Source organism: Candidatus Delongbacteria bacterium (genome assembly GCA_020634015.1).
In the GTDB taxonomy this organism is placed as follows: domain Bacteria; phylum CAIWAD01; class CAIWAD01; order CAIWAD01; family CAIWAD01; genus JACKCN01.
This window is the reverse complement of the sequence record JACKCN010000008.1, coordinates 97,397-119,564: the sequence shown is the minus strand read 5'-3', so window position 1 is coordinate 119,564 and position 22,168 is coordinate 97,397. Positions and strand designations below refer to the sequence as shown.

24 protein-coding genes are annotated in these 22,168 nt (G+C 62.6%); 8 read left to right on the top strand and 16 right to left on the bottom strand.

Translation table 11 applies throughout. The features are described from left to right. Window positions 1-113: 113 nt before the first annotated feature. The 5 genes from H6678_14220 to H6678_14200 form a co-directional block, all read right to left on the bottom strand. Complete coding sequence (locus H6678_14220) at window positions 114-506, bottom strand: pentapeptide repeat-containing protein (GenBank protein ID MCB9474951.1); 393 nt, start codon at window positions 504-506, stop codon at window positions 114-116. Between the two features lie 99 nt (window positions 507-605). Beyond that, window positions 606-1,319, bottom strand: coding sequence for a response regulator transcription factor (locus H6678_14215; protein MCB9474950.1), 714 nt, complete (start codon window positions 1,317-1,319; stop codon window positions 606-608). Between the two features lie 63 nt (window positions 1,320-1,382). Beyond that, window positions 1,383-2,573 carry a HAMP domain-containing histidine kinase gene (locus tag H6678_14210; protein ID MCB9474949.1) on the bottom strand — a complete coding sequence of 397 codons (1,191 nt, stop codon included), beginning with the start codon at window positions 2,571-2,573 and terminating at the stop codon, window positions 1,383-1,385. Between the two features lie 109 nt (window positions 2,574-2,682). Then, window positions 2,683-2,919 (bottom strand): TM2 domain-containing protein, encoded by a 237-nt coding sequence (locus H6678_14205; protein MCB9474948.1) that lies wholly within the window; start codon window positions 2,917-2,919, stop codon window positions 2,683-2,685. A 5-nt stretch (window positions 2,920-2,924) separates the two neighbouring features. Further along, window positions 2,925-3,488 carry a hypothetical protein gene (locus H6678_14200; protein MCB9474947.1) on the bottom strand — a complete coding sequence of 188 codons (564 nt, stop codon included), beginning with the start codon at window positions 3,486-3,488 and terminating at the stop codon, window positions 2,925-2,927. Window positions 3,489-3,696: 208 nt separating this feature from the next. On the opposite strand from H6678_14200, the gene H6678_14195 reads away from it, so the two are divergent. From H6678_14195 to H6678_14170, 6 genes are all read left to right on the top strand, one after another. After that, window positions 3,697-4,881 carry an acyl-CoA dehydrogenase family protein gene (locus H6678_14195; protein ID MCB9474946.1) on the top strand — a complete coding sequence of 395 codons (1,185 nt, stop codon included), beginning with the start codon at window positions 3,697-3,699 and terminating at the stop codon, window positions 4,879-4,881. A gap of 218 nt (window positions 4,882-5,099) precedes the next feature. Then, window positions 5,100-6,902 carry a translational GTPase TypA gene (gene typA, locus H6678_14190; protein MCB9474945.1) on the top strand — a complete coding sequence of 601 codons (1,803 nt, stop codon included), beginning with the start codon at window positions 5,100-5,102 and terminating at the stop codon, window positions 6,900-6,902. A gap of 12 nt (window positions 6,903-6,914) precedes the next feature. Then, window positions 6,915-7,583, top strand: coding sequence for an HAD family hydrolase (locus H6678_14185; protein MCB9474944.1), 669 nt, complete (start codon window positions 6,915-6,917; stop codon window positions 7,581-7,583). 164 nt (window positions 7,584-7,747) lie between these two features. Further along, window positions 7,748-8,596, top strand: coding sequence for a hypothetical protein (locus H6678_14180; GenBank protein MCB9474943.1), 849 nt, complete (start codon window positions 7,748-7,750; stop codon window positions 8,594-8,596). Window positions 8,597-8,654: 58 nt separating this feature from the next. Beyond that, window positions 8,655-9,278: a thioredoxin family protein gene (locus H6678_14175; protein MCB9474942.1), complete on the top strand. Its 624-nt coding sequence runs from the start codon at window positions 8,655-8,657 to the stop codon at window positions 9,276-9,278. A 287-nt stretch (window positions 9,279-9,565) separates the two neighbouring features. Next, on the top strand, window positions 9,566-10,048 hold the full coding sequence (locus H6678_14170; protein MCB9474941.1) for an ASCH domain-containing protein: 483 nt from the start codon (window positions 9,566-9,568) through the stop codon (window positions 10,046-10,048). 148 nt (window positions 10,049-10,196) lie between these two features. Here the strand turns inward: H6678_14170 and H6678_14165 are convergent, their stop codons facing one another. The 5 genes from H6678_14165 to H6678_14145 form a co-directional block, all read right to left on the bottom strand. Continuing rightward, window positions 10,197-10,547, bottom strand: a complete 351-nt coding sequence (locus tag H6678_14165) for a type II toxin-antitoxin system PemK/MazF family toxin (GenBank protein ID MCB9474940.1) — start codon at window positions 10,545-10,547, stop codon at window positions 10,197-10,199. Further along, window positions 10,544-10,834 (bottom strand): ribbon-helix-helix protein, CopG family, encoded by a 291-nt coding sequence (locus tag H6678_14160; protein ID MCB9474939.1) that lies wholly within the window; start codon window positions 10,832-10,834, stop codon window positions 10,544-10,546. The genes H6678_14165 and H6678_14160 overlap by 4 nt, the downstream gene beginning before the upstream one ends. An 84-nt stretch (window positions 10,835-10,918) precedes the next feature. Continuing rightward, the gene (locus tag H6678_14155; GenBank protein ID MCB9474938.1) at window positions 10,919-11,893 is read right to left on the bottom strand and encodes a WYL domain-containing protein; all 975 of its coding nucleotides are present in this window, start codon (window positions 11,891-11,893) and stop codon (window positions 10,919-10,921) included. Further along, the gene (locus tag H6678_14150; protein ID MCB9474937.1) at window positions 11,893-12,885 is read right to left on the bottom strand and encodes a WYL domain-containing protein; all 993 of its coding nucleotides are present in this window, start codon (window positions 12,883-12,885) and stop codon (window positions 11,893-11,895) included. Before H6678_14150 ends, H6678_14155 begins: the two co-directional genes overlap by 1 nt. Window positions 12,886-12,897: 12 nt before the next feature. Continuing rightward, entirely contained in the window at window positions 12,898-13,059 is a 162-nt protein-coding gene (locus H6678_14145) for a hypothetical protein (protein MCB9474936.1), read from the bottom strand. A gap of 170 nt (window positions 13,060-13,229) precedes the next feature. Between H6678_14145 and H6678_14140 the strand changes: the two genes are divergently transcribed. Then, on the top strand, window positions 13,230-15,500 hold the full coding sequence (locus tag H6678_14140; protein MCB9474935.1) for a PAS domain-containing protein: 2,271 nt from the start codon (window positions 13,230-13,232) through the stop codon (window positions 15,498-15,500). Here H6678_14140 and H6678_14135 read toward each other — a convergent pair. Together H6678_14135 and trxA are read right to left on the bottom strand one after the other, a co-directional pair. After that, on the bottom strand, window positions 15,475-15,936 hold the full coding sequence (locus H6678_14135; protein ID MCB9474934.1) for a hypothetical protein: 462 nt from the start codon (window positions 15,934-15,936) through the stop codon (window positions 15,475-15,477). The two genes, H6678_14140 and H6678_14135, sit on opposite strands and share 26 nt — an antisense overlap. 26 nt (window positions 15,937-15,962) lie before the next feature. Further along, window positions 15,963-16,514 carry a thioredoxin gene (gene trxA / locus H6678_14130; GenBank protein MCB9474933.1) on the bottom strand — a complete coding sequence of 184 codons (552 nt, stop codon included), beginning with the start codon at window positions 16,512-16,514 and terminating at the stop codon, window positions 15,963-15,965. Between the two features lie 10 nt (window positions 16,515-16,524). Here trxA and H6678_14125 point away from each other — a divergent pair, with 10 nt between their 5' ends. After that, window positions 16,525-17,289, top strand: a complete 765-nt coding sequence (locus H6678_14125) for a class I SAM-dependent methyltransferase (GenBank protein MCB9474932.1) — start codon at window positions 16,525-16,527, stop codon at window positions 17,287-17,289. A 33-nt stretch (window positions 17,290-17,322) separates the two neighbouring features. Here the strand turns inward: H6678_14125 and H6678_14120 are convergent, their stop codons facing one another. From H6678_14120 to H6678_14105, 4 genes are all read right to left on the bottom strand, one after another. Beyond that, the gene (locus H6678_14120) at window positions 17,323-19,944 is read right to left on the bottom strand and encodes a T9SS type A sorting domain-containing protein (protein ID MCB9474931.1); all 2,622 of its coding nucleotides are present in this window, start codon (window positions 19,942-19,944) and stop codon (window positions 17,323-17,325) included. 241 nt (window positions 19,945-20,185) lie between these two features. Beyond that, window positions 20,186-20,902: an NAD(+)--rifampin ADP-ribosyltransferase gene (gene arr / locus H6678_14115; protein ID MCB9474930.1), complete on the bottom strand. Its 717-nt coding sequence runs from the start codon at window positions 20,900-20,902 to the stop codon at window positions 20,186-20,188. Window positions 20,903-20,990: 88 nt separating this feature from the next. After that, a complete protein-coding gene (locus H6678_14110) occupies window positions 20,991-21,515 on the bottom strand; it encodes a GNAT family N-acetyltransferase (protein MCB9474929.1) in 525 nt (174 codons plus the stop codon). Window positions 21,516-21,694: 179 nt separating this feature from the next. Further along, complete coding sequence (locus tag H6678_14105) at window positions 21,695-22,156, bottom strand: VOC family protein (GenBank protein ID MCB9474928.1); 462 nt, start codon at window positions 22,154-22,156, stop codon at window positions 21,695-21,697. Window positions 22,157-22,168 lie beyond the last annotated feature (12 nt).

Here is a 22,168-nt window from a genome sequence, read left to right as displayed (position 1 = left end):
CGCGGGGAAGATAGCACGGCGGGCAGACTAGGGTTCCTGAACTGCAGCCACCTTCCGACGCAGAAAGAAAAACCCGGCGTAAACCGGGCAAATGCAGCATGGATCCGGCAGCCTCAGGCGCCTTCCGCCGGTTTCTTGCGCGTGGCTCCCACCACCACCCGGTGGTTCAGGCGGGCCCGGATGCGGGTGCCCAGAGTGTGGCTCATCATCAGTTCGTCGGGTTCCACATCGTCGGGAAAATAGGTGCCCCCGATGCGCGCATGATGAATCGAGGAGCCTTCCAGGTCCCAGTGCCGGATGTCGCAGCCACGCAGGTTGGCATCGCGCAGGTAGCAGGCCTTGAGGAACAGGGTATCCAGCGGAAAGGCCTGGAAGTCCACACCGCGGAAGTTGGCTCCTTCCAGAACCACCTTGCCCCGCCGCATCATCTCCTGGCTGAACTTCTCGACGTTGTTGTTCCGGAGATGATGGAAGATGGGGTCGTCAAGAAAGTCCGCTTGATCCATGGGCACCTCCTCAAAGCCGTTGGAGCCGCAATCGCCCATTCAGAATCCATTCAAGGGGCGAGCCGACAGTGATTCTTCAGGAGTTGCATATCGGCAGATTCAGGCGGGACTGTCAGTGGGATCGGCCACAAAGCGGTATCCGACGCGATAGACGGACAGAAAGTGCCGGGGTTCGGTGGGCTCCCGCTCGAAATACTTGCGCAGGTGCAGCACCAGATTGTCCACGGTGCGGGTCGAGGGATACTTGTCGGTGCCCCAGATGCTGTCCAGGATCTCGGTGCGGTCCACCACGCGGCCTTCATTCTCCACCAGCAGACGCAGCAGCATGCACTCCTTCTGGGTCAGATGCACCTGCTCGCCCGTCCAGGTGGTGGCGGAATAGGCATCAAAGTCCACCGTATTGCCCCCGAAGCTGCCGGTGGCATTCTTCTGGATGCTCTGATCATACCAGCGCTGGCGCCGCAGCATGCTTTCGATGCGGGCCACCAGTTCCTTGATGCTTAAGGGCTTGGGCATGTAGTCATCGCCGCCCGCTTCAAGCCCCTGCACCCGATCCTCTTCCAGACTCTTGGCGGTCAGGAACAGGATCGGGACTCGGTTTCCTTCCTGGCGCACTTGACGGCAGATCTCGAAACCGTCCATTCCGGGCAGCATCACGTCCAGCAGCACCAGATCGGCACCGCCCTGGCGAATGGCAGCCAGGCCGGAGAGACCATCGGCCGCATGCGAGCAGGTGTAACCTTCCAGCTCCAGATTCATCCGAAGCCCCAGGGCAATGCCCTCTTCATCCTCGACCAACAGGATGTGTGCCATCTGTTTCCTCATGCTTGGCAAGACCCGGAGCGCCCGGGTGTCGAAATGCGTTGGTGTGCCGGCTCAGCTTGGCACGCGGTCATCAGGCCCGGTCGAATCGTCCGGATCCTCTCCGGATCGAGAAGGCCGGGAAAGCGGCAGGGTCACCGTGAATCGTGAGCCCCGGCCCGGGCCATCGCTTTCGGCGCGCACGCGCCCTTCCATGCGTGTCACAAGTTCCTTGACGATGTACAGCCCCAGTCCGGTACCGCGGGTTTCCCTGCGCAGTTCGCTGCCCGAGCGATAGAACCGGTCGAACAGACGCAGCGACTCCACCTCGTCGAAACCGATGCCATGATCGCGCACCTGCAGTTCGATGAAGTGCCCGCTCACGGCCAGCCGCACGCGAATGGATCCTTTGTTCGGCGAGTATTTCATGGCGTTGCTGAACAGGTTGCCCACCACCGAATCCAGGGCCTTGGTGTCTCCCAGGACCCAGGCCCGGTGTTTGTCCGGCCCCTCGGGCAGTTGCAGTTCCAGTTCGAAGCCCGCATTGCTGGCCACGTCCCTGGCGCCCGTGTACCAGCGCTGCAACCAGCCAACCAGATCCAGCGCCTGCAGTTCCAGGTGGAAGTGGTCGCCGTCCAGCGTGCGTGCCAGCAGGATCTGGTCCACCAGCTGATTCAGGCGGTCGGTGGATTCGAGAATGCGCCCGCCGATCTCGGCCCGCTGATGTGCCTCGAGGTTCTGGCGCTGGGCCAGTTCGCCGAAGAGCCGGATCGTGGTCAAAGGTGACTTCAGCTCGTGTGTCACCGCCGAGATGAAATTGGACTGCTGTTCGCTGTTGCTCAGCTCGCGCCGGTAGGCCCGTGCCTGAAACCAGACGCCCGCGGCCAGAACCAGCACGAAGACCGAGCCTTCGAGCGCGAACATCCGGTTGCGCCGTCGGCTTTCCTCCCAGATCGCCGCCTGGCGCCGGGTATCGATCACGGGCGCGTAGCCCGAGGGAAAACGTGTGCTGAATGCCAGCACCAGCCCTGGATAACGGTTCTCGAAAGAGGCCAGTTCCTGCGGACTGAGCAGGTCCTTGCGGGCCAGGTCCATTTCGGCCAACCGGACACGTTCTTCAAGCAGGCGCAGGCTCAGTTCCCGGTAATACACGCCTTCCTGAAGCTGGTACCAGACCCACCAGAGCGCCTGCAGACTGGCGAATCCGGTCAACAGGATCAGGGTGTACAGCGGCAGGCGTTGGCGAAAACTGCGGGACAGTGTCATCGGGGCAGTCCTGTGTGGGTCCCCGACCCAGCGGGCTCCCCGGAACGGATTGTGGTTGCCGGGCGCACAACGGAACCAATGGGTGTCCGCGGGAGTGGCCGGGGGGCGGTCAGAATGAACCGGGCTCCAGCCAGCGGAAGATCCGGCGCTCCTCGGCGTCGCGGAAGGAACCGATCACGATCACGATCAGATCAACCGTGTACCAGATGCCCAGGCCTCCCAGAGTCAGCAGCATCAGCAGACCGGTTCCGATCTTGCCCACGTAGAATCGGTGAACACCGAAGTATCCAAAAAAGAAACACAGCAGCAATACCACCAGCCGGGGCCGGGGTGACAGTTCGCCCATGTCGGTCATTCCATGTCTCCAGACTGTGTTCCGGGCGTGTCACTTTCCGGTGTGTCCGGATTCGGGACAGGTGCCCACTCCATGGCCTTGACCACCTCGTGCAGGCGCTTCTCGAGCGCATTCAATTCCGGGGTCTTCTCCGAACCCACCCGTTGTTTCACACTGCGGCCATCTTCCCCGAAGTACTCGATGTAGCTGGCCGGAGTCTGACGCTGGGAGTGGCTGTAGGTGTCGGTGATGCTGAACAGGTCCGCATGCTTGAGCGCCACTTCGATCGCGGCCAGGGTATCCAGCGAGGCCACGCCATACCAGTTGCCCGGCCAGGGAATGCGCTCGACTCCATTGTAGCGCGCGCTGCCGTCCCGGTAGAACATCACACCATAGACGGGGCAGAGATCCTTGCAGGGGTTGTAATACATCATCACCAGCGGAGCCGCATCGGGGACCGCCGGAACCGCAACCACGGAGGAATCGGCGGCCGCCACGTTGTCGGAGGCCGGTACACTGCCTGACGAGCAGACCAGAAGCCCCGTGAACACGGTCAGGGCCAGGCGACGGGATGAGTGCATGACGGAAAGTCCTTTCTGGAATGGCAGGCCCACAATCTGCATTGCCGCCTTTGCCTATGCAAGCCACAAGGGCCACCCGGGCCGGTGCCCACGCCGCTGTTTCCTTGGAAGGGAGCCTTACATTGAGCCTCCCTTTCGGGTTCCACGCAGCTTCCTCGCCCCGATGCGAGGGCGGAACGGAAAATCGTCATTGACCAAGGAGCTTGCCATGGCCTACCAGGCACTGGATTTCTACGACTTCGACTCCCTGCTGGAGGAGGAGGAGCGTGCGGTACGCGACGAAGTGCGTCGCTGGGTGGACGAACGCTTCATGCCGCTGGTGAGCGACTGTTTCATCGAACAACGCTTTCCGCTGGAGCTGGCCCGCGAACTGGGTGAGATGAACCTCTTCGGCGCGACCCTCACGGGGTATGGCTGTGCCGGCATGAACAACCGGGTCTATGGCCTGATCAACCGGGAACTGGAGCGCGGCGACAGCGGCCTGCGCAGTTTCCTTTCGGTGCAGAGCGGCCTGGTGATGTACCCGATCTGGGCCTACGGCAGCGAAGAACAGAAGCAGCAGTGGCTGCCTCGGCTTGCCGCGGGAACCGCCATCGGCTGCTTTGGACTGACCGAACCCGACCATGGTTCCGATCCCGGCGGCATGATCACCCACGCCGAAGACCACGGCGACCACTATCTGCTCAACGGCGCCAAGATGTGGATCACCAACGGCAGCATCGCCGATGTGGCGGTGGTCTGGGCCCGGCTGGGTGGCAGCGACGGTCCCGTGCGCGGTTTTCTGGTGGAAAAGGGCATGCCCGGGTTCTCGGCCCCCCTGCACAAGAAGAAGTTCAGCCTGTGTGCTTCCATTACATCAGAGTTGGTCTTTGACCATGTGAAGCTGCCCAAGGAAAACATCCTGCCGGGTGTGAGCGGGCTCAAGGGCCCTCTCTCCTGCCTGAACCAGGCTCGCTACGGCATCGCCTGGGGAGTGATCGGCGCCGCCCAGGCCTGCTACGACGAAGCGTTGCAGTACCAGAAGGAGCGCCGTCAGTTCGGCCGCCCGCTGGCCAGTTTCCAGCTTCAGCAGGCCAAGCTGGCGGAAATGATGACCGACATCACGGCCGCCCAGGGTCTGGCCCTGCAACTGGCCCAGCTCAAGGACAGCGGCCGGATCACCGCCGCGCAGATCTCGCTGGCCAAGCGCAACAACGTCTTCATGGCCCTGCGCACCGCGCGCGCCGCACGCACCATGCTGGGTGCCAACGGCATCAGTCTGGAGTACCAGTGCGGGCGTCACATGCTGAACCTGGAAAGTGTTTACACCTACGAGGGCACCCACGACATCCACACTCTCGTGCTGGGTCAGGCCGCGACCGGCATTGCCGCCTATTCGAACTATTCGGAGTAAACGCCCCGGGCGGCGTGCGGTTTTTCGCGAGTCGGGCATTCTGCCAGGTGAATGATCTTCAAGCGGGCGCAGCATGGCTGCGCCCGCCTTGCTCTCCCGCGAGCAAGGAGCAGCGAGGGCCAGCGGGCAATTCTCCCCGGGGAATGGTAGAGTGCCGGGCTTTCGCGCAACCCGGAGATGCCGGGGCGCCCAGGAACAGCCAGGAAAGACTTCTTCTCATCATGAGCATTCGCAACATCGCCATCATCGCGCACGTCGACCATGGCAAGACCACCCTCGTGGACCAGATCCTGCGCCAGTGCAAGGTCTTTCGTGACAACCAGACCGTGCAGACCTGCATCCTCGATTCCGGCGACCTGGAACGCGAGCGTGGCATCACCATCACGGCCAAGAACATTTCCGTGATGTGGAACGGCACCCGGATCAACATCATCGACACCCCGGGTCACGCCGACTTCGGCGGCGAGGTGGAGCGCGTGCTCAAGATGGCCGACGGTGTGCTGCTGCTGGTGGACGCCTTCGAAGGCACCATGCCCCAGACCCGTTTCGTGCTGCAGAAGGCTCTGCAGCTCAAGTTGAAGCCGCTTGTGGTGATCAACAAGGTCGACCGCGATACCGCCCGCCCGCTGGAAGTGGTGGACGAAGTCTTCGAACTCTTCGTGGACCTGAACGCCACCGATGAGCAGCTCGACTTTCCCGTGCTCTTCGCCGCCGGCCGCGACGGCTGGGCCGTGAAGAACCTCAAGGACGAACGCAGCTCACTGGCTCCCCTGCTGGAAGCGATTCTGGAACACATTCCCGAGCCGGTCTTCGTGGAGGGGCCGCTCCAGATGCTGGTGACCAGTCTGGATTACAGCGAGTATGTGGGCCGCATCGGCATCGGGCGCATCTTCCGTGGACGCATCCGCGAAAAGGACCAGGTGGTGCTGGTCAAGCGCGACGGAAAACTGGTGAACACCGAAGTGCGCCAGCTCTTCATCTTCCGCGACCTGGGCCGCACCCAGACCGATGTGGTGGAGACCGGCGACATCTGTGCCGTGGTGGGCATGACCGGTGTGGACATTGGCGACACCATCGCCGACCGCAGCTGCCCCGAGCCCCTGCCGATCGTGGCCATGGACGAGCCCACGATCACCATGAACTTCATGGTCAACGACAGCCCGTTCTTCGGCCAGGAAGGCAAACTGGTCACCAGCCGCCAGGTGCGCGAGCGCCTGCTCAAGGAATGCGAGAAGGACATGGCCCTGCGTGTCGAGGACGGCGCCAGCGCCGACACCTTCAAGGTCAGCGGGCGTGGCATTCTGCACCTCTCGATCCTGATGGAAACCATGCGCCGCGAAGGCTACGAATTCATGGTCGGCCAGCCCCGCGTGATCTATCGCGAGATCGACGGTCGCAAGGCCGAGCCGGTGGAAGTGCTGCAGGTGGAAGTGCTGACCGAGCACGCCGGCAAGGTCATCGAGTACGTGGGCACGCGCCGCGGCGAGATGACCAACATGGAGCAGGGCGCGACCCACACCCGTCTGGAATTCCACATGCCCAGCCGCGGCCTGATCGGATTCCGCAACCGCATGCTGCGTGCCACCTCCGGCGAAGTGGTGATCAATCACCGCTTCCTGCAGTACGAGTTCTTCAAGGGCAGCATTCCCGAGCGTCTCACGGGCAGCATCGTTTCCATGGCCAACGGACCTGCCATTCCCTTCGCGCTGGACGCGTTGCAGGATCGCGGCAAGTTCTTCATCGAGCCCGGTGACGTGGTCTACGCCGGCCAGGTGCTGGGCGAGAACGCCAAGGAAGGCGACATGGTGGTGAACGTGCAGAAGGCCAAGAAGCTCACCAACATGCGTGCCTCGGGCACCGACCGCAGCATGCGCATCGCCCCCGCGATCAAGATGAGTCTGGAAGAGTCCATCGAGTATCTCAACGGCGATGAGTACCTGGAAGTGACCCCCAACAACATCCGCATCCGCAAGGCCTACCTGAACGAGCACGAGCGCAAGCGGGCCGCCAAGGAAGCCTGAGCCGGAGGCCCTGTGTTGCATCTCAACGGCACCCGCCATGTGGTCTGGGACTGGAACGGCACGCTGCTGGACGACGCCTGGCTGATCCGTGACTCGCTGAACGCATTGCTCGCTCAGCGAGGTCTGCCCACCCTGAGCCCGGAGGAACACGCCTCCGGGTTTGGCTTTCCCCTCAAGGCGTATTACACGAGCGTTGGTTTCGACTTCGAGCGCGAGAGTTTCGAGGGCGTGAGCCATCAGTTCAAGGAGCACTACGAGGCGCGCCGGCAGAGCGTGGCCCTGCGCGAGGGCGCCGTGGAGCTTTTGCGCGAGTTCCATGCGCGCGGCCTGCAGCAGTCCCTGCTGAGCGCCTACAACCAGACTCTGCTGCGCAACTTCGTGGCCGATCGAAAGCTGGAGCAATGGTTCCAGACCGTCACCGGCACCAGCAACCACACCGCCGAAGGCAAGATCGAGCTGGGTCGGGGCTGGCTGGCCGAGAGCGCGCTGGACCCCGCCAGCGTGCTGATGATTGGCGACACGCTGCATGATGTGGAAGTGGCGCAGGCCATGGGCGTGCGCATCGTGCTGATCGCCAGCGGTCACCAGAGCCGCGAGCGCCTGGAAGCCAGCGGCTTTCCGGTGTTTGACACCTTCGACGCCATGTTCAAGCCCGACGGGAACAACTCTTCACGGAGTTGAAGCCCGGGGCGCCCTCCCGCCCCCCCGTCTGGACTCGCAATCACATTCACCCGAATGCTGCTCCCCATGGCGGATCCGGTTCCAGAAACATTCTCCGGGGCCGAGGGCTACAATCGCCTTCACGCAAACGGGACCACAGCCCCCGACAACACAGGTACTTGCCAATGCCCCTGGTCCAGATGATGCTGGTGCTGCTGCTCTGGCTTCCCATGACGCCGTCCACGGTTCGCGCCGCGGAGGAACGCCATACCCGCGTGGAACTGGTCTGCGGCCAGAAATCCATCCAGCCCGGCGACGTGTTCACGGTTGCTCTGCGCATGTCCATGGACAAGGGCTGGCACACCTACTGGCGCAATCCGGGCGACTCGGGCCTGCCCACGGAACTGGAATGGGACCTTCCCGAGGGGTTTGTCGCGGGTGAGCTCCAATGGCCGGTGCCCGAAGAGATCGGGTCCGAGGAGAGCCTCAGCTATGGCTATGAGAACGAAGTTCTCCTGCTGTGCGACCTGCATGCACCGGATTCGCTGATTCCCGGGGACAAGGTGACCCTGAAGGCGACAGCAACCTGGCTGGAGTGTCAGGAAGCCTGCCTGCCTCAGGAAACCGGGCTCAGCCTGAGGCTGAAGGTGCGCGATGAGGCTCCGCGGTCCAACAAGCGCTGGGCGAAGGCCATTGCGGCTGCGGCGCAGACCGTGCCCCTCCCGGCGACCGGTTGGACCCTGACCGCTCAGCAGACGGAGCAGGGCTATCGCATCGAGGGCGTCGCCCGGGATGGATCACGCCTGCCCGAGCGCCTGCGTTTTCTGCCTGGCGACGGCGGCATCATTGATCATGGAGCCGCACAGACGCTGACGCTGACCCCGGGCGGATTCACCCTCGACCTGCGCCGTTCCGTGTACGCCACGGAAGCTCCCGACCGGCTGCAGGGCATTCTGGTGGCAGGCGATTCCCGCGAGGATTCGTCCGCCGCACACGGCATGTCGATTGACCTTGAGCTGACACATACACATTGAAGGAGACACCGCGATGACTTCCGTTTTCAGACCGCTCTGGTTGGCCTGCACCGTGCTGATGTTCAGCCAGCCCCTGCTGGCCGCCGACGCCCCCGTGGGCGGGTCGGCGCTGGCGGCCACCGCGGCCGTTGGAGCTGCCCCGGGTCAGCCCGCCCCCGCCTTCACCCTGATGGACATCGAGGGCAAGAGTCACAGCCTGGCCGATTACAAGGGCAAGACCGTGGTGCTGGAGTGGTACAACCCCGACTGTCCCTTCGTGAAGAAGCACTACGACAGCAAGAACATGCAGGAGCTGCAGAAGGAGATGGCTGCCAAGGACGTGCAGTGGCTGCTGATCAATTCCTCCGCCGTGGGCAAGCAGGGCAACTGTGATCCCGCACGGGCCAGGGAACTGATCAAGGAGAACGGCATCTCGGCTTCCTCCTTTCTGCTGGATCACGATGGCAAGGTGGGCCACGCCTACGGCGCCAAGACCACCCCGCACATGTTCGTGATTGACAAGGAGGGCACGCTGGTTTACAACGGCGCCATCGACGACAATCCTTCGGCGAAACCCGAAGACGCCAGAACCGCGCACAATCTGGTTCGCGCCGCGGTCAACGAGGTGCTGGCCGGCAGCGCCGTCACCAAGGCCGCCACCCAGCCCTACGGCTGTGGAGTGAAGTACGCCGACAAGAAGTAGTCGCGCAGCACGCAGACATCAAACGCCCCGCCGGGAAGTTTCCGGGCGGGGCGTTTCTGCATCTTCTGGATGTGTGACAGCCAGCGCTTGCGTTCGTGCATGGCTTCATGGATACTCCCTGCCGGCCACGTGCAAGGCTCAGGATCCTGAGCGCCACAACGATGCAGGGAACGTGAGACTCGCCTACCTTGGTGATCGATCTGGAGCCACACGCCCTTCCACCAAATGGCCCCCTGTCCCTGCACAACGCACGTACGATGACACCATTCCAGTCCGGAGCAAAAGACATGTCCTCCATCCCGCCCATTGAGTCCTTGATTGCCCAGCTTCGCGACGTTGGCATCGAACTTCCGCCAGGGCCCGTTCATGCGGATCGCTATGGCGACTCGGCCGAACTTTCCGATGAACTGCTGGCCCTCATCAAATCCGGCCGGAAACGGGCAGGAACTGGATTGCTCTGGGCCTACGAGCACGATGGGGACAAGATCGCCCGGCTCGGCGACATCGAAATCGTGATTGACCACGAGAACAGACCTGCTCTGGTCACACGCATCGTCAGTTCCGAGATCATTCCATTCAACGAAGTGACTTCCGAGTACGCCGCCATCGAGGGAGAAGGGGACGGCTCTCTGGACTACTGGCGCCGGGGACACTGGAACTTCTTTTCACGAGAATGCGAGCGCATCGGAAAGCAGCCCAGTGAGACAATGCTGGTCATCTGCTGCGTGTTCGAGGTCCTGCATGTGCTTCCCGTACCTGGAAAGGACTGAACCCGCAGACAGGAGACACAGCGGGGATGGGTCACCAGCAGCGGAGACGCATGTGATCCACGCTCAGAGTGGCTCGGCGAGGGAATTTAAAGACCAAGTGGGTATGACCGGGGGAAACAACCTGACTGGTGCTGGTGAAGCGCTCTGACTACAGCCCCAGCACCAGCCTGAGGACTCGGTCCACACGGGCCATTTCCACGTCTGACAGGCGGGTCAAGGGACCCTGCCCGATGCGTGTACGATCCACCGTGCGGGGTTGTTGCACCAGAATGACACTGGGTTTCAGCAGACGGTCACGTGCCTCGAGGCGCACGAACAGACTCAGCTCTTCTGCGGCGGAAAAGTCAACCAGTGAACTGAGTGGAAGCACGGCAAGGGTCGGACACAGGGAGTTCAGCAGTGCATCGTCCTGAATGACCAATGCGGGGCGAATCCTGCCAATCTGATTGCCGCGTGTCGGGTTGAAGTTGGCGATCCAGATCTCGCCTCTGCGGATCATTTCCACCAAGGGTCGGATGAGGAATCCGCCTCCCGGCGCATGATCTCGCTCAGCCCATCATCAATGGCATCCTCGCTCAGCGTCACGGCTTCCGCCCGGAGCTCAGGCCTGGCATATACTGCATTCGTTTCCGCGACGAGGCATGCCATCTGGCGTTGTCGCTCCCGGTTGTCCAGGTACTCCAGGATTGCCTCGCGAGCGATCTGTGAGCGATTGCATTGCTGATGGCGAGCCTCCGCGTCCAGGCGGGACTCGACGGACTCGGGCAGTCTCAGGCTGAGCAGCATGGTGGAGTGCTTTCATTCTGTCATCGAAATTGATGACGCATTGTAATCAACTCCGATGACATGCTCAAGCCAGGAGAATCCCCGTCAGATGTCCTCCGCAACCAGGCGCTCCAGCTCCTCCAGCGTGCTGGCCATCCGGGCGCGCAGCTCGGGGGGCCCCAGGATCTCGCACTCGTCGCAGTAGGGCAGCAGCAACTTCATCACCCAGTTGCCGTTGCTCTCGCCCATGGACATCCGCAGCTGGCCGTCCACCTCCTCCAGCCCCTTCCAGTTGTCCTCGCGCGCGATGCGTTCGAGAGTGCCGCCGAGGCGAATCGTCACCTCCATGTGAGCGCCCTGGAGCCAGGAATGCCCCGGAGTCATCACCTGTTCCGGATCGAAGCCATCGGGCACGCTGAAGGTCTCGTCCAGCACGGTCAGTTCGCTGATCCGGTCCAGCCGGAAGGTGCGCTGCTCGCCGCTGGCATGGTCGTGTCCGGTGAGATACCAGACTCCGTTGCGGCAGACACAGTGCCAGGGGTCCACCCGGCGGCTGCGGTGGCTGTTGCTGTTCACCGAGTAGTACTGGATCTCCAGACTGCGGTGCTCCTCGGTGGCCGAGAGCACCTGGGGCACCAGGTCCTCATCCGCGGACAGCCCCACCTGGTAGCGGATGCGTTTGCTGATCTCCTCGAGATCCCCTCCGCCACCGCCCGACAGCTCGTCTCGCAGATGGCGCAGCGCGCTTTCCATGCCGGGCAGGTAGCGCTTGAGCCCCAGCGCCTGCAGATGGTCCCAGCCGCTCAGCAGGGCCGCCATCTCGGGCTGGGAGAAACGCAGGCGGTGCTCGAACAGACCACCGGTGAAGACCTGGATCGTGTCGTGATCCAGGTAGATGTCCACCAGGTCGCCTTCGCCCCAGTTGCCGTAGGACAGCGCGGAAATCATCCGGATGTCGGCCAGCAGTTCTTTCAGTTCCAGGCCCAGTTCCTTGCAGACCAGATCCACCTTCTGGCCCTGGCGGCGGCTCAGGTAGGGGATCAGGTTCATCAGGCGACTCAGGGAATGGGTGGCGGCCATCAGTGTGATCCTCCGTCGGAGTACAGGGCGCGGGCCCGTTGCAGTTTCTCGCGCAACAGCTGACGCATGGAGGGCGGGCCCACCAGGCGGGCGCGGGCACCCCAACTGAGCAGCCACTCGAGAAACGCTCCCGGTCTGGCCACGTCCAGTTGCACGCGCAGGGAATCTTCTTCATGGAACACGGCCTGGCGGCCCAGCCGGCGTCTCACCAGACGGCTGAGGCCCTTCTCGAACACCACCTCCACAGTCTGGCCCTCGCCAAGCCCCAGCTCCCAACTGTCATCCCGGGACCACCCTTCCAGATCCACCTCGGCGCGGCGCTCGAAGGGTGTGCTGCCGGGCCGGAACTCGCTCATCCGTGACACGCGAAACTCGCGTGCGGCCTGGCGCCATTCGCACCAGGCCAGACAGTACCAGTGGCCGTGGTTGAACTTGAGTCCGTAGGGGTGGATCGTGCGCGTGCGCTCTTCTCCGTTTGCGCTGCGATAGCGCACCTCGCAGGACACACCGTCCACCACCGCCTTGCCCAGGGCTTCCAGCAGGTCGCGGTCCTCGCGCAGGGCGCTGTAGGCCAGAATGCGCACCCGCTCGCTGAGTCGGGCTCCCGGCTCCCGTTCGGCCTTCAGTTTTTCCAGCGCGCTGCGGGCCATCTCGCGGAAGGGCCAGTTGGTTTCGGCCTCGAGCTGCTGGGCCAGCCAGGCCAACGCGCGCACTTCTTCCTCACTGAGGTCCAGCGGCCGAGCGAACAATTCGCGCCGGTCCAGGCGATACACGTACTGCAGGTTGCCGGTGGCATCCTCGCCTTCGAGCACCTCCATCCGGATCAGCACGCCCATCTCTTCCAGCAGCTTGCGGTCACGCTGGAACTTCTTGCGCGCGGCGTCACCCTCGCCGTAGTCGGGGATGTCGCGAATCAGCTGATCCAGCGTGCGTCCGTAGCGGTGGTTGAGCAGGCAGGCCACCATCGAGAGCTGTCGTTCCTGGGCCTTCATCGGAGCTCCATATCAATTGAAAAGGCCGCGCGTCCGGCGCAGGTAGAAGAAAATGGCCAGCAGCTGCTTCTTGCTCATCTGGCGAAAGCGCTGCTCCTCGCCCCGATAGACGCTGGAAATGCTCTGCACCAGCTCCTTCTTCGTGGCGGGCACCCATGGGTTGACTGAAAACATGATCCCTCCTGATCCTTCTCCTTCGACATAGCCCAAAGGTGATCGGGGGGTGGGACAAAATAGAACATGTTCGACGCATGGCAGAATTCCCGCGCGGCGTGGAAACTTCCATTCACGGGGACGATAACTCAGCGGTCATGTTGTGCCATGCCCGAGATCGAGGACAAATCATGCCCGAGGAAAAACCCACACGGTTGTCAGGGGACGCCTGCCAGAAGTTCACGTCTCCACTGTCCTTCCTGGCGGCTCTTGGCATTCTGTCCGGGTTGCTGTTTCTGGGCGAAACTCTGGAAGCCATGCTGGCGACACCGGGAACCACACATGCCAGTCTGATGATCTGCCTGCTCTGTACCGGGGGGGTGGCGCTGGCCATGGCTCCCGTGCTGTGGTTCTTCGTCCATCGCCCCTTGCAAGCCCGGCAGAACCGCATCGGGCGAATGGAAAAGGAGCTCGAGCTGATTCTGCGAGGTACCGGAGTCGGTGTCTGGGACTGGAACGTGCAGACCGGAGGCCTGCGGATCAACGCCCGTTGGGCGAGCATTCTGGGTTACCGCCCGGAAGAGCTGGAACCGGTCTCGATCCAGACCTGGATGCGTCTGGCCAACCCGGAGGATCTGGACGCCTCCAATCGCCAACTGGCCGAGGTGTTCGCGGGAGAGCGGGAAGAGTACTGCCTGGAGGCCCGGATGCGCCACCGGGATGGCTCGGAAGTCTGGGTGCTGGATCAGGGTCGTGTCACCGAACGGGATTCCGGGGGCAGGGTCCTGAGAATGATGGGCACCCATCTGGACATCACCGAGCGCAAGCGCCAGGAAGCGGCCCTGCTGGAACTGAACAAGCGGTTGGCTCATGAGCAGCAGGTGTTTTCCGAGGGGCCGGTGGTTGCCTACACCATGCGCATTGCCAAGGACTGGCCCGTGAAACGGGTCAGCCCCAACGTGCTGGCCATCACGGGTTACCCGGCAGAGGACTTCATAGAAGGCAAGGTGCTGTACGAGCAACTGATCCATCCGGATGACCGGGTGCGGGTCCTCGGCGAGGTGGATTCTGCCCTCCAGAGTGGTTCCGTGATCTTTGACCATCAACCCTATCGCCTGAAGCACAGCAACGGCGAGTGGCGCTGGATCATGGCTCACTCCACCATCGTCAGGGACTTGGACGGACAAGCGACTCTCATGAAGGGCTACATCACGGATGTCACCGAGATGAAACAGAGAGAGCAGGCACGCCTGGCTCTGGAACGACAGATGCAGCAGGCCCAGCGCATGGAGAGTCTGGGCATGCTTGCCGGAGGCGTGGCTCACGATTTCAACAATCTGCTGATGACCATTCTGGGCAATGTGGAACTGGGGCGCGACGATGCCGCCCCCAGCAGCGACCTGGCCTTCGGCCTGGACGAAATCGAAACGGCGGCGCGTCAGGCGGCCGAGCTGTCCAACAAGATGCTGGCGTATACGGGAATGGGACACTACGAAATCGGCCCCGTGGACCTGAACGCGATCATTCGCGATTGCCTTCCGCTGGCCAACCACAATCCCGCGAATACAAGCATCCACGTGGTGCTGGACCCGGATCTCCCGCGCCTGAATGGCGACGGATCGCAACTGGCACAGATGGTGACGGGGTTGCTGACCAATGCCGTCGAAGCCCTGGGCCCACAAGGGGGCACTCTGCGGGTGCAGACCTCATGCGTGTACTGCACGGCCGCCGACCTTCAGGCGACCGTGGTCGGGCAATCCGGGATCCAGGAATATGAACTGGCCGAGGGAAACTGGCTGGAGCTGACGGTCAGTGACACGGGCTGTGGAATGGATGACAGTATCCGCGAGCGCATCTTCGAACCATTCTTCAGCACCAAGTTCACCGGCAGAGGCCTTGGCATGGCCGCCATTCTGGGCATCCTGCGCGGACACCGGAGCACGATCGCCGTCACCAGCACGCCCGGTCAGGGCACGACGGTTCGTGTGCTGCTTCCATTGGAAGGTGTCAGGAACATGTCACGTTCGAACCTGCCCACGGCCGTTGATCCGAGTACGAGCAGCCGCAATCCCGCGCTTCTCGTCGTGGACGACGAACAGTCCGTGCGACGGATGATCAGCCGCATGCTCGAACGTCTTGGATGCCGGGTGACTCTGGCCGCTTCCGGTCCCGAAGCGCTTCGGATTCTCGACGGCGGCTCGGTGTTCGATCTGGTGATTCTGGATCTGACCATGCCGGACATGGATGGGATCGAGCTGCTGGGGGAAATGCGCAAGCGGGATCCCGACCAGAAGCTCCTGTTGAGCAGCGGCTATGATTGCCGTGATCTGTGGCTCGAAAACGAGGGGCTGGCGGATGTGCCCTTCATTCAGAAACCATTCGGCAGCGAGGCCCTGCGTCAGATGCTGAACAACCTGCTGTCCATGGAGCACACGCTCACTGAAAAGGCTGACGCGCCTTGAGAGCCTGATCCAGCTGACGGATCTGCTCCGCCGAGAATCCGCAGGAATCGAGCCGCAGCCAGCGCCCATCCTTGAGCCGCAGACGGTGCGAGCCCAGCAAGCGACCCGGCAGGTCCTGGCTGAATCCCGCACTGGCATCCAGCAGCTCCAGAGCCAACCTGCGCTCCCTGAGCGTGCCCGGCGCATTCACCAGATAGTCCGATTCCAGCCAGAGCGCCATGCGTTGGACGCGTGCACGCAGCCCGATGGAGATCAGGACCGAATACCCGGCGAAGACCGGGATGATCCAGCGAATCCAGCCGGCGGGATCCATTCCGGGAAGCAGCCAGAGGGCGGGCAGGAGCAGAATCAGCCCACCGCCTTCGCGCCAGAGACGCGAAAAGAACAGGCGCGCGGGTGAAGGAGTCAATCGCAGGCGGGAGGAGTTCCGGGGCATGGGCTTCTCCGGGGCGGGAGAATCGATCAGAGCTGGTTGTGCTTCTGGATGCGGTTGACGATCTGCTCGCGGGAGACCAGGCCCATGGTCTGGTCGACCGGGCGACCGTCCTTGAAGTAGATCATGGTGGGAATGCTGCGCACATTGAAGCGCATCATCAGTTCGCGGTTGGCGTCCACATCCACCTTGGCGACGCGCACGTTCAGGCTGGAGTCGTCGGCGATCTTTTCAAGCACCGGAGTCAGGGCATTGCAGGGCGCACACCAGGTGGCCCAGAAATCCACGAGCACCAGCCCCTGGGATACTTCCTGATCGAAATTGTTGCGATCCAGCGACTTCAGACTCATCAGCGGCCTCCTGGCGGGAGTATGGAAAGGCATGGGCAGCCTTTCAGGGACTGCAGGTTCGCGCCATGCAGCGGACCTGACTCGGCAAATTTTCGGTTTCGCACTGCGGTATGGATTCCGGGCACGGGAAGGCCCAATTTGGTTGAGAGCCAGCAAGAGGTCAAGGACAGAACCAGCGGAAATCCTGCGTACACGAAATCCGCCGGGAGAATCGGGGAAACGCGCGAACATGTCACACCTGATGCAGGATTCCCGCGAACGTTTCGGCGACCGGGTCGAGGTCTATCGGCGCCATCGCCCCGGCTGGCCAGCCATGCTGGCCGGGCTGCTGCGGGAGCAGGGTGTCCTGCGCGAACTGTCCGTGGTGGCCGACATCGGCTCGGGCACGGGCCTTTCCTGCCGACCGTTTCTGCTTGCGGGCCACGAGGTCAGGGCCGTGGAGCCCAACGCGGGCATGCGTCACGCGGCCGAATCGCTGCTGGGATCACGCCCCAGCTTCCGCAGCCTGCCGGGCAGCGCCGAAGCGACGGGTCTGGCGGATCACAGCGTCGATCTTGTGGTGGCCGGCCAGGCCTTTCACTGGTTCGATCTCGAAGCCAGCCGAAAGGAGTTCCAGCGCATCCTCAAGCCCCCCGCGCCCGTCCTGCTGATGTGGAATCTGCGTGACACCACGAGCACTCCCTTCGACCGCGACTACGAGCTGTTCCTGGAGCACTGGGGAATCGACTATGGCGCGGTCAGGGAACACCATCCGACGGATGACGTGCTGCGGGACTTCATGGGTCGCCAACGCATCCTGCGCTATCGCCTGCCCAATCCCCAGGCCCTGAACCGCGAGGGTCTCAAGGGCCGCCTGGCTTCCGCCTCCTACCTGCCCGGTCCGGGCCATCCTCAGCACGCCTCCATGCAGGACGCGGCGGGCCAGCTCTTCGATGCCCACCAGCAGTCCGGGCTGGTCACGCTGTCCCAGCACTGCGAGCTGTTTCTGGGCTTCCTCTCCCGCTGAGGCCTGATTCTTTCCGCGAGCCCTGGAGCCGCGTCATTTCAGCAGCAGCACCTTGCCGGTCCTGCACTGCCCATTTCCACGCAGTGCCACCAGATAGAGGCCGCTGGCCATGCCAGCCGACTCCAGCACGATCTCGTGCAGGCCCGCGGCTTGCCAGCCGGAAACCAGCGACCGCACACGGCGCCCCTGCAGAGTGAAGACGGACAGTTCCACCTCGGCGGGCGCACCCAGCGTGTAGGACAGAAGCGTGCTCGGATTGAAGGGGTTGGGGCGCGCGGGATGCAGCAGGAACCCGCTGGGCCGCATCGGAGGCCCACCCGGGCGAGATTCCACGGGGACCACATACTCCAGATCGCCGGCGTGCGGGCCGCCCGTGTATCCAATGTCATTGCGCACGGTTCCCTGCCCGGGCCACAGGGCAATTCCAGGGTATTCCGGGTCCACCGCATCATTGAACACCGGAGCCGGGTTGCCACCGTCGATGCAGACGGAGGTCTCGTTCAGGACGGGGATCCCCAGTTCCGGATCGAAATCGGGATCGGCTCCCACATAGTTGTCGCCCTCCGGAAATCCCGGGGGCACCAGATTGTACAGCCAGGTCTGGGTCAGTGTGCCTTCGCATTCTGCGGGCACGTCGACCGTGTTGTCCCAGAACAGGTTGTTGTTCATGTCCAGGGTCATTTCGGTGATGCCATGAATCAGATGGCGCAACCCGCGGCTGCCGGTCACGGTCGAGTTCTCGATGCGCAGTCGCGGGGCCCACTCGAAGTGGTCCTGCGAGGGTTCCACATGTATCACGGCCTGCCGACTCAGATGGCGCTGGTTGGCGGGCAGCAGGTTGTCCACGGCCACCAGATCCTGCACCAGCAGGTTCCGGAAGTGAAAGTCGCGGTGGATCACATGAGCGGGAGAGTACTTCACCTGGACCGCAGCCCGCTCCACGGATCTGAAGACGGCATTGGTGACCCGGATGGAATCCCCGTACAGCTCGAGCCCGCAATCGTCCACATCCTCAACCCAGATGCTGTCTGCAAACAGATGCAATGCCCCGGAAAGGCTCAGACTGGATCCAAGCCCATGCGGCACCAACTCGGAGTCCACGATTCTCTCGGGATTGTGATTGGGTTGCCGGCTGTTCAGCACCACGATGTTGCGGGCCGTCAACGAGGTGCTGCCGGACGCGGAAAAGTCCCGGCCGTGGTTGCTGTACAGCAACAGATCCGGATTGTCGCCGGGGTCCAGGTCGTCGACCCGGTTGTTCTCGCAGCGGATGTTGGATACGCTGAGGACGTCACCACTGGCATTGCACATGGCGCCCTGCAGAGCCCTCCCGCCGTATCCCTGGGCAGCTGGAATGATGGCCCGGTTGTCATGGATCCAGGCCCCGTCGATGTCATAGCCACTCAGATTGAGCAGGCGGCAGGTCGAATTGGACAGGCTGTCCCCTGACACATTGCCGTACAGCTGGATGTCACTGACACGGCTGCCGAGCACGCTGGTTGCGTGAAAGAATCCGTACGAGTTCCCGGTCGCGCGACAATCGTGAATGCTCAACCCTGCGCAATCGAACTCACGCACCGAGCAGAAGGCGTTGGCCGTCCCGACCTGGGAGTTGTCGTACAACTCCACATCACGCATCATGCAGGATACGTCCGATGTGATCGACGCGAAACTGCCGGTGGTCGTGCTGCGACATCCGTGGATGAGCAAACCGTCAAGTTCGATCCGGGTGCGCGCGGAACCCACACGCAGTCCAAGCGACGTTGTCAGGCCCGACAGCTCGATGTTGCGGACAATGGCGACAGAGCTGTCCACGTCATAATGATTCGCGTACAGATTGAACAAACAGCCCGACACGCCAGGGTCAGCGGCCATCCGGATGTTGGAGAACACCTGGCCATGGGTACGGACAACCGACGAATGCAGACTCAGGAACCCATTCTCTCCGTTGAGAGCCTGCAGATCGTTGACATACACCGAGTCCATGCGAAACGCGCTCAGTTGCATCGGACCCACCGGAGAGCTTCCGCCATCGAAGCGCACTCCGTCAATGATCACTCGCGATCCCGTGCAGATGAGTTTCATTGCATATGTGACATAGGTGGGCGGCTCGTCCAGGGCCCAGTCCGTACAGACAATGTTCCTGAGGCTCAGGTTGCCGTTGAAACTTGCCGAGGTACAATTCTCACCGAAGTAAAGCACGGGCGCATCACGGAGTGCCCGATTCTCCCGGAAGACCACATCACGGATTTCCAGATCGACGGAGCTGCTGGATTGCACCGCTCCTCCTCGGAAGCAGTACGCACCGGCGCCCGTCTCCTGCCCCATCCCGTGTTGCAGAGTCATTCCGCACAGCGTGAAGGAGCTGTCCACACAGACGATGTCCAGAATGGTCCCCAGGTATTCACCGTCCAGAATGGTCTCGGCAATGTCCGCGCTGTCGCCCGTGAATGGATAGTTGGAGCAAAGGGTGAGGCTGTGGGTCGGACTGGTGAATCGACCGTAGTAGATACCTCGCGCCACCAGAATCGTGTCACCGGGGAGGGAGACATTCAAGGCCCACTGAAGGTTGTTGTAGCGCTGGGGCACGTGGATGATCCTGCCCCAGGCGGGCAGAGCCACCATCAGCAGGGCGATGAGAAGTCGGTACGGCATGGCTGAGTCTCCCGACCGGATGCTATTGGGACGAACCCACGACCTGCCGAGTATGGCGAAAGGCGCGCTTGCCCGAGCGGACATTCGTCATGCCCGGGAAAATCCTGAAGGATGTTGATGAAGCTGGGGTGGCCCTTGCCGGTGCAAGGGGGGGGGCAACAGAAAGGCCAGGCCCCCGTCGTCGGGAACTCCAATTCCGGCGGATGGACCCGGTCGCGACAGGGCGTGCTTTGGCCTGCGCTCAATCATCCACATGATTCAGCCCCTGTCTTTCAAGCCGCTCGAGGCCCTCCTTCATCGCTTGAATCCTGGCGGGCGAGTGCCCCTGCCACTCACTGAGCTCGCCCACGATGCGCAGTGGATCACGGGAACGGTATGACTTGGTCGGGTTGCCGCGGAACTTCCTGTCGGTCAGATTGGGGTCCTCTTCGATCGGGCCGGTGGGTTCCACAATGTAGATCCGGCCGGGTCCCTCACCCTTCGCCAGTTCTGCCCCCCAGATGGCGGCTTCCAGGGTCCGGGCCAGATACACATGGTTCGCTGTCCTGGCTTCACGCCCGAAGTTCGCCAGATGGCCCGGCGCGAGCAGCTCGCCCGGCTTCAGCACAGCCCGGGTGCCGTGGTACAGAAGCCACTCCGTGACTTCACCCAGGACCTTCAGCGGCTCTTCGGAACAGGAGGACATGGCTGGATGTCCCGGTGACTCATGGCCCGGAATTTCTGAGACATGCATGACCCGACCCTGGGGCATGACGGTGTAGACTCTGGCCGGCCCATCGCCCGGGGCGATCTCCGCTTCCCAGATGGCTTCGTCCAGGTTGGAGGTCAGAAAAACGTAGGCCGTAGACCCGTTCTGGCCACCACCATCGCGTGTGTCGCCGGGTTTGATCAGGTCGCCCATCTTGCGTTCAATTCGTGTGCCATGGTAGAATTGAGATACTGGCGGATGTGCTGTCATCTGTCGCATTCCAGGATTTCAGGCGGTTGGTTCAGGGTTCAACCCACGTATGAAACGGTGCGGGCCGGCGTTCTGCGTGTGTCGAGGCTCAGCCTTGCCCCTCGGCGGATCGCCAGTCGAAAATCTGTGTGAGTGTGCCGTCATCCTCCTGGCGCTGCAAGCCCTGTGTCAGGCCGGCCTTGAGCAACACTCGATGGGAGGCGGTATTCTCCGGTGCCGTGGTGGCAATCAGGTGCCGGATTCCAAACTCCCTGGCACAGAACCGGATCAGGCCAACAACAACCTCTGTGGCGATGCCGCGCCCCCAGTGCGAGCGGCGATAGGCGTACTTCACCTCCGGTTCCGGCTGCCCACCGGGGTGAACAAGTCCACAGAAGCCGATCACTCCCAGCGCCCCCTTCTCTTCCACGGCGAACATGCCGTAGCCCCGCGCTTCATAGTTGGCGCGAGTGACACCGAGCCACCGCACGCACTCGTCATGCGCAATGGGCTTGCCGTCGTCAACCCACTTCATGGCCTCCGGGTCACCATACACGGCCAGAAGTGGCTCCAGATCGGAGTCTCGCCAGCGCCGTACACGCAGGCGCTCCGTTTCGAAGACTGTGTCTGACAAGGTGCCAGCCTCCTTGGTATGGGGTCATGTCCGGCATCAGCGGCCGTGCGAGGCGCCGTCGTTGCATGCCGATGTCAGTCAGAGCAAGCCTGCACGCTGCAGCCTCGCCAGAAGCTTCGAACGAGAGAGTGTCGCCGATTGATTCCGCAACGGCTCAATGGTTGCCGTGCCCTGGTCCGCTATGCGTCCTCGTAGGCCTTCTCCAGTTCCGCGATATCCAGCTTCACCATCTTCATCATCGCGTCCATCACCGCCTGTACCTTGTCCGGGTTCCCGTCGCCGATGAGCTCCATGAAACGACTCGGCACGATCTGCCAGGTGATGCCGAACTGATCGGTGATCCAGCCACACTGCATCGGAGTTGCACCGGCGTTGACGAGCGCGTTCCAGTACCTGTCAACTTCCGCCTGGTCCGCACAGTTGACGAAAAGCGAGAACCCGGCGGAGAACTTGAAGTACGGGCCGCCGTTGTATCCCATGAAGACCTGGCCGCCGACAACGAATTCGGCGGAAGTGATTGGACCGTCCTTGCCGGTCCGGGCGACGTTCCTGATCTCTGAGTCCGGGAATGTGGTGGTGTAGAAAGCGATGGCCGATTCGAGTTGGTCGTCGAACATCAGGAAGGGTGTCACTTTGGACATCTGCGTGTCTCC

Coding starts and splice junctions, on each gene's coding strand:
- H6678_14220 (MCB9474951.1), bottom strand. CDS start 506: ATGGATCAAGCGGACTTTCTTGACGACCCCATCTTCCATCATCTCCGG.
- H6678_14165 (MCB9474940.1), bottom strand. CDS start 10,547: ATGATCCGCAGAGGCGAGATCTGGATCGCCAACTTCAACCCGACACGC.
- H6678_14140 (MCB9474935.1), top strand. CDS start 13,230: ATGCCCGAGGAAAAACCCACACGGTTGTCAGGGGACGCCTGCCAGAAG.
- H6678_14160 (MCB9474939.1), bottom strand. CDS start 10,834: ATGCTGCTCAGCCTGAGACTGCCCGAGTCCGTCGAGTCCCGCCTGGAC.
- H6678_14105 (MCB9474928.1), bottom strand. CDS start 22,156: ATGTCCAAAGTGACACCCTTCCTGATGTTCGACGACCAACTCGAATCG.
- H6678_14195 (MCB9474946.1), top strand. CDS start 3,697: ATGGCCTACCAGGCACTGGATTTCTACGACTTCGACTCCCTGCTGGAG.
- H6678_14150 (MCB9474937.1), bottom strand. CDS start 12,885: ATGAAGGCCCAGGAACGACAGCTCTCGATGGTGGCCTGCCTGCTCAAC.
- trxA (MCB9474933.1), bottom strand. CDS start 16,514: ATGTTCGCGCGTTTCCCCGATTCTCCCGGCGGATTTCGTGTACGCAGG.
- H6678_14145 (MCB9474936.1), bottom strand. CDS start 13,059: ATGTTTTCAGTCAACCCATGGGTGCCCGCCACGAAGAAGGAGCTGGTG.
- H6678_14200 (MCB9474947.1), bottom strand. CDS start 3,488: ATGCACTCATCCCGTCGCCTGGCCCTGACCGTGTTCACGGGGCTTCTG.
- H6678_14170 (MCB9474941.1), top strand. CDS start 9,566: ATGTCCTCCATCCCGCCCATTGAGTCCTTGATTGCCCAGCTTCGCGAC.
- H6678_14120 (MCB9474931.1), bottom strand. CDS start 19,944: ATGCCGTACCGACTTCTCATCGCCCTGCTGATGGTGGCTCTGCCCGCC.
- H6678_14125 (MCB9474932.1), top strand. CDS start 16,525: ATGCAGGATTCCCGCGAACGTTTCGGCGACCGGGTCGAGGTCTATCGG.
- H6678_14155 (MCB9474938.1), bottom strand. CDS start 11,893: ATGGCCGCCACCCATTCCCTGAGTCGCCTGATGAACCTGATCCCCTAC.
- H6678_14210 (MCB9474949.1), bottom strand. CDS start 2,573: ATGACACTGTCCCGCAGTTTTCGCCAACGCCTGCCGCTGTACACCCTG.
- H6678_14135 (MCB9474934.1), bottom strand. CDS start 15,936: ATGCCCCGGAACTCCTCCCGCCTGCGATTGACTCCTTCACCCGCGCGC.
- H6678_14215 (MCB9474950.1), bottom strand. CDS start 1,319: ATGGCACACATCCTGTTGGTCGAGGATGAAGAGGGCATTGCCCTGGGG.
- arr (MCB9474930.1), bottom strand. CDS start 20,902: ATGACAGCACATCCGCCAGTATCTCAATTCTACCATGGCACACGAATT.
- H6678_14180 (MCB9474943.1), top strand. CDS start 7,748: ATGCCCCTGGTCCAGATGATGCTGGTGCTGCTGCTCTGGCTTCCCATG.
- H6678_14175 (MCB9474942.1), top strand. CDS start 8,655: ATGTTCAGCCAGCCCCTGCTGGCCGCCGACGCCCCCGTGGGCGGGTCG.
- H6678_14205 (MCB9474948.1), bottom strand. CDS start 2,919: ATGGGCGAACTGTCACCCCGGCCCCGGCTGGTGGTATTGCTGCTGTGT.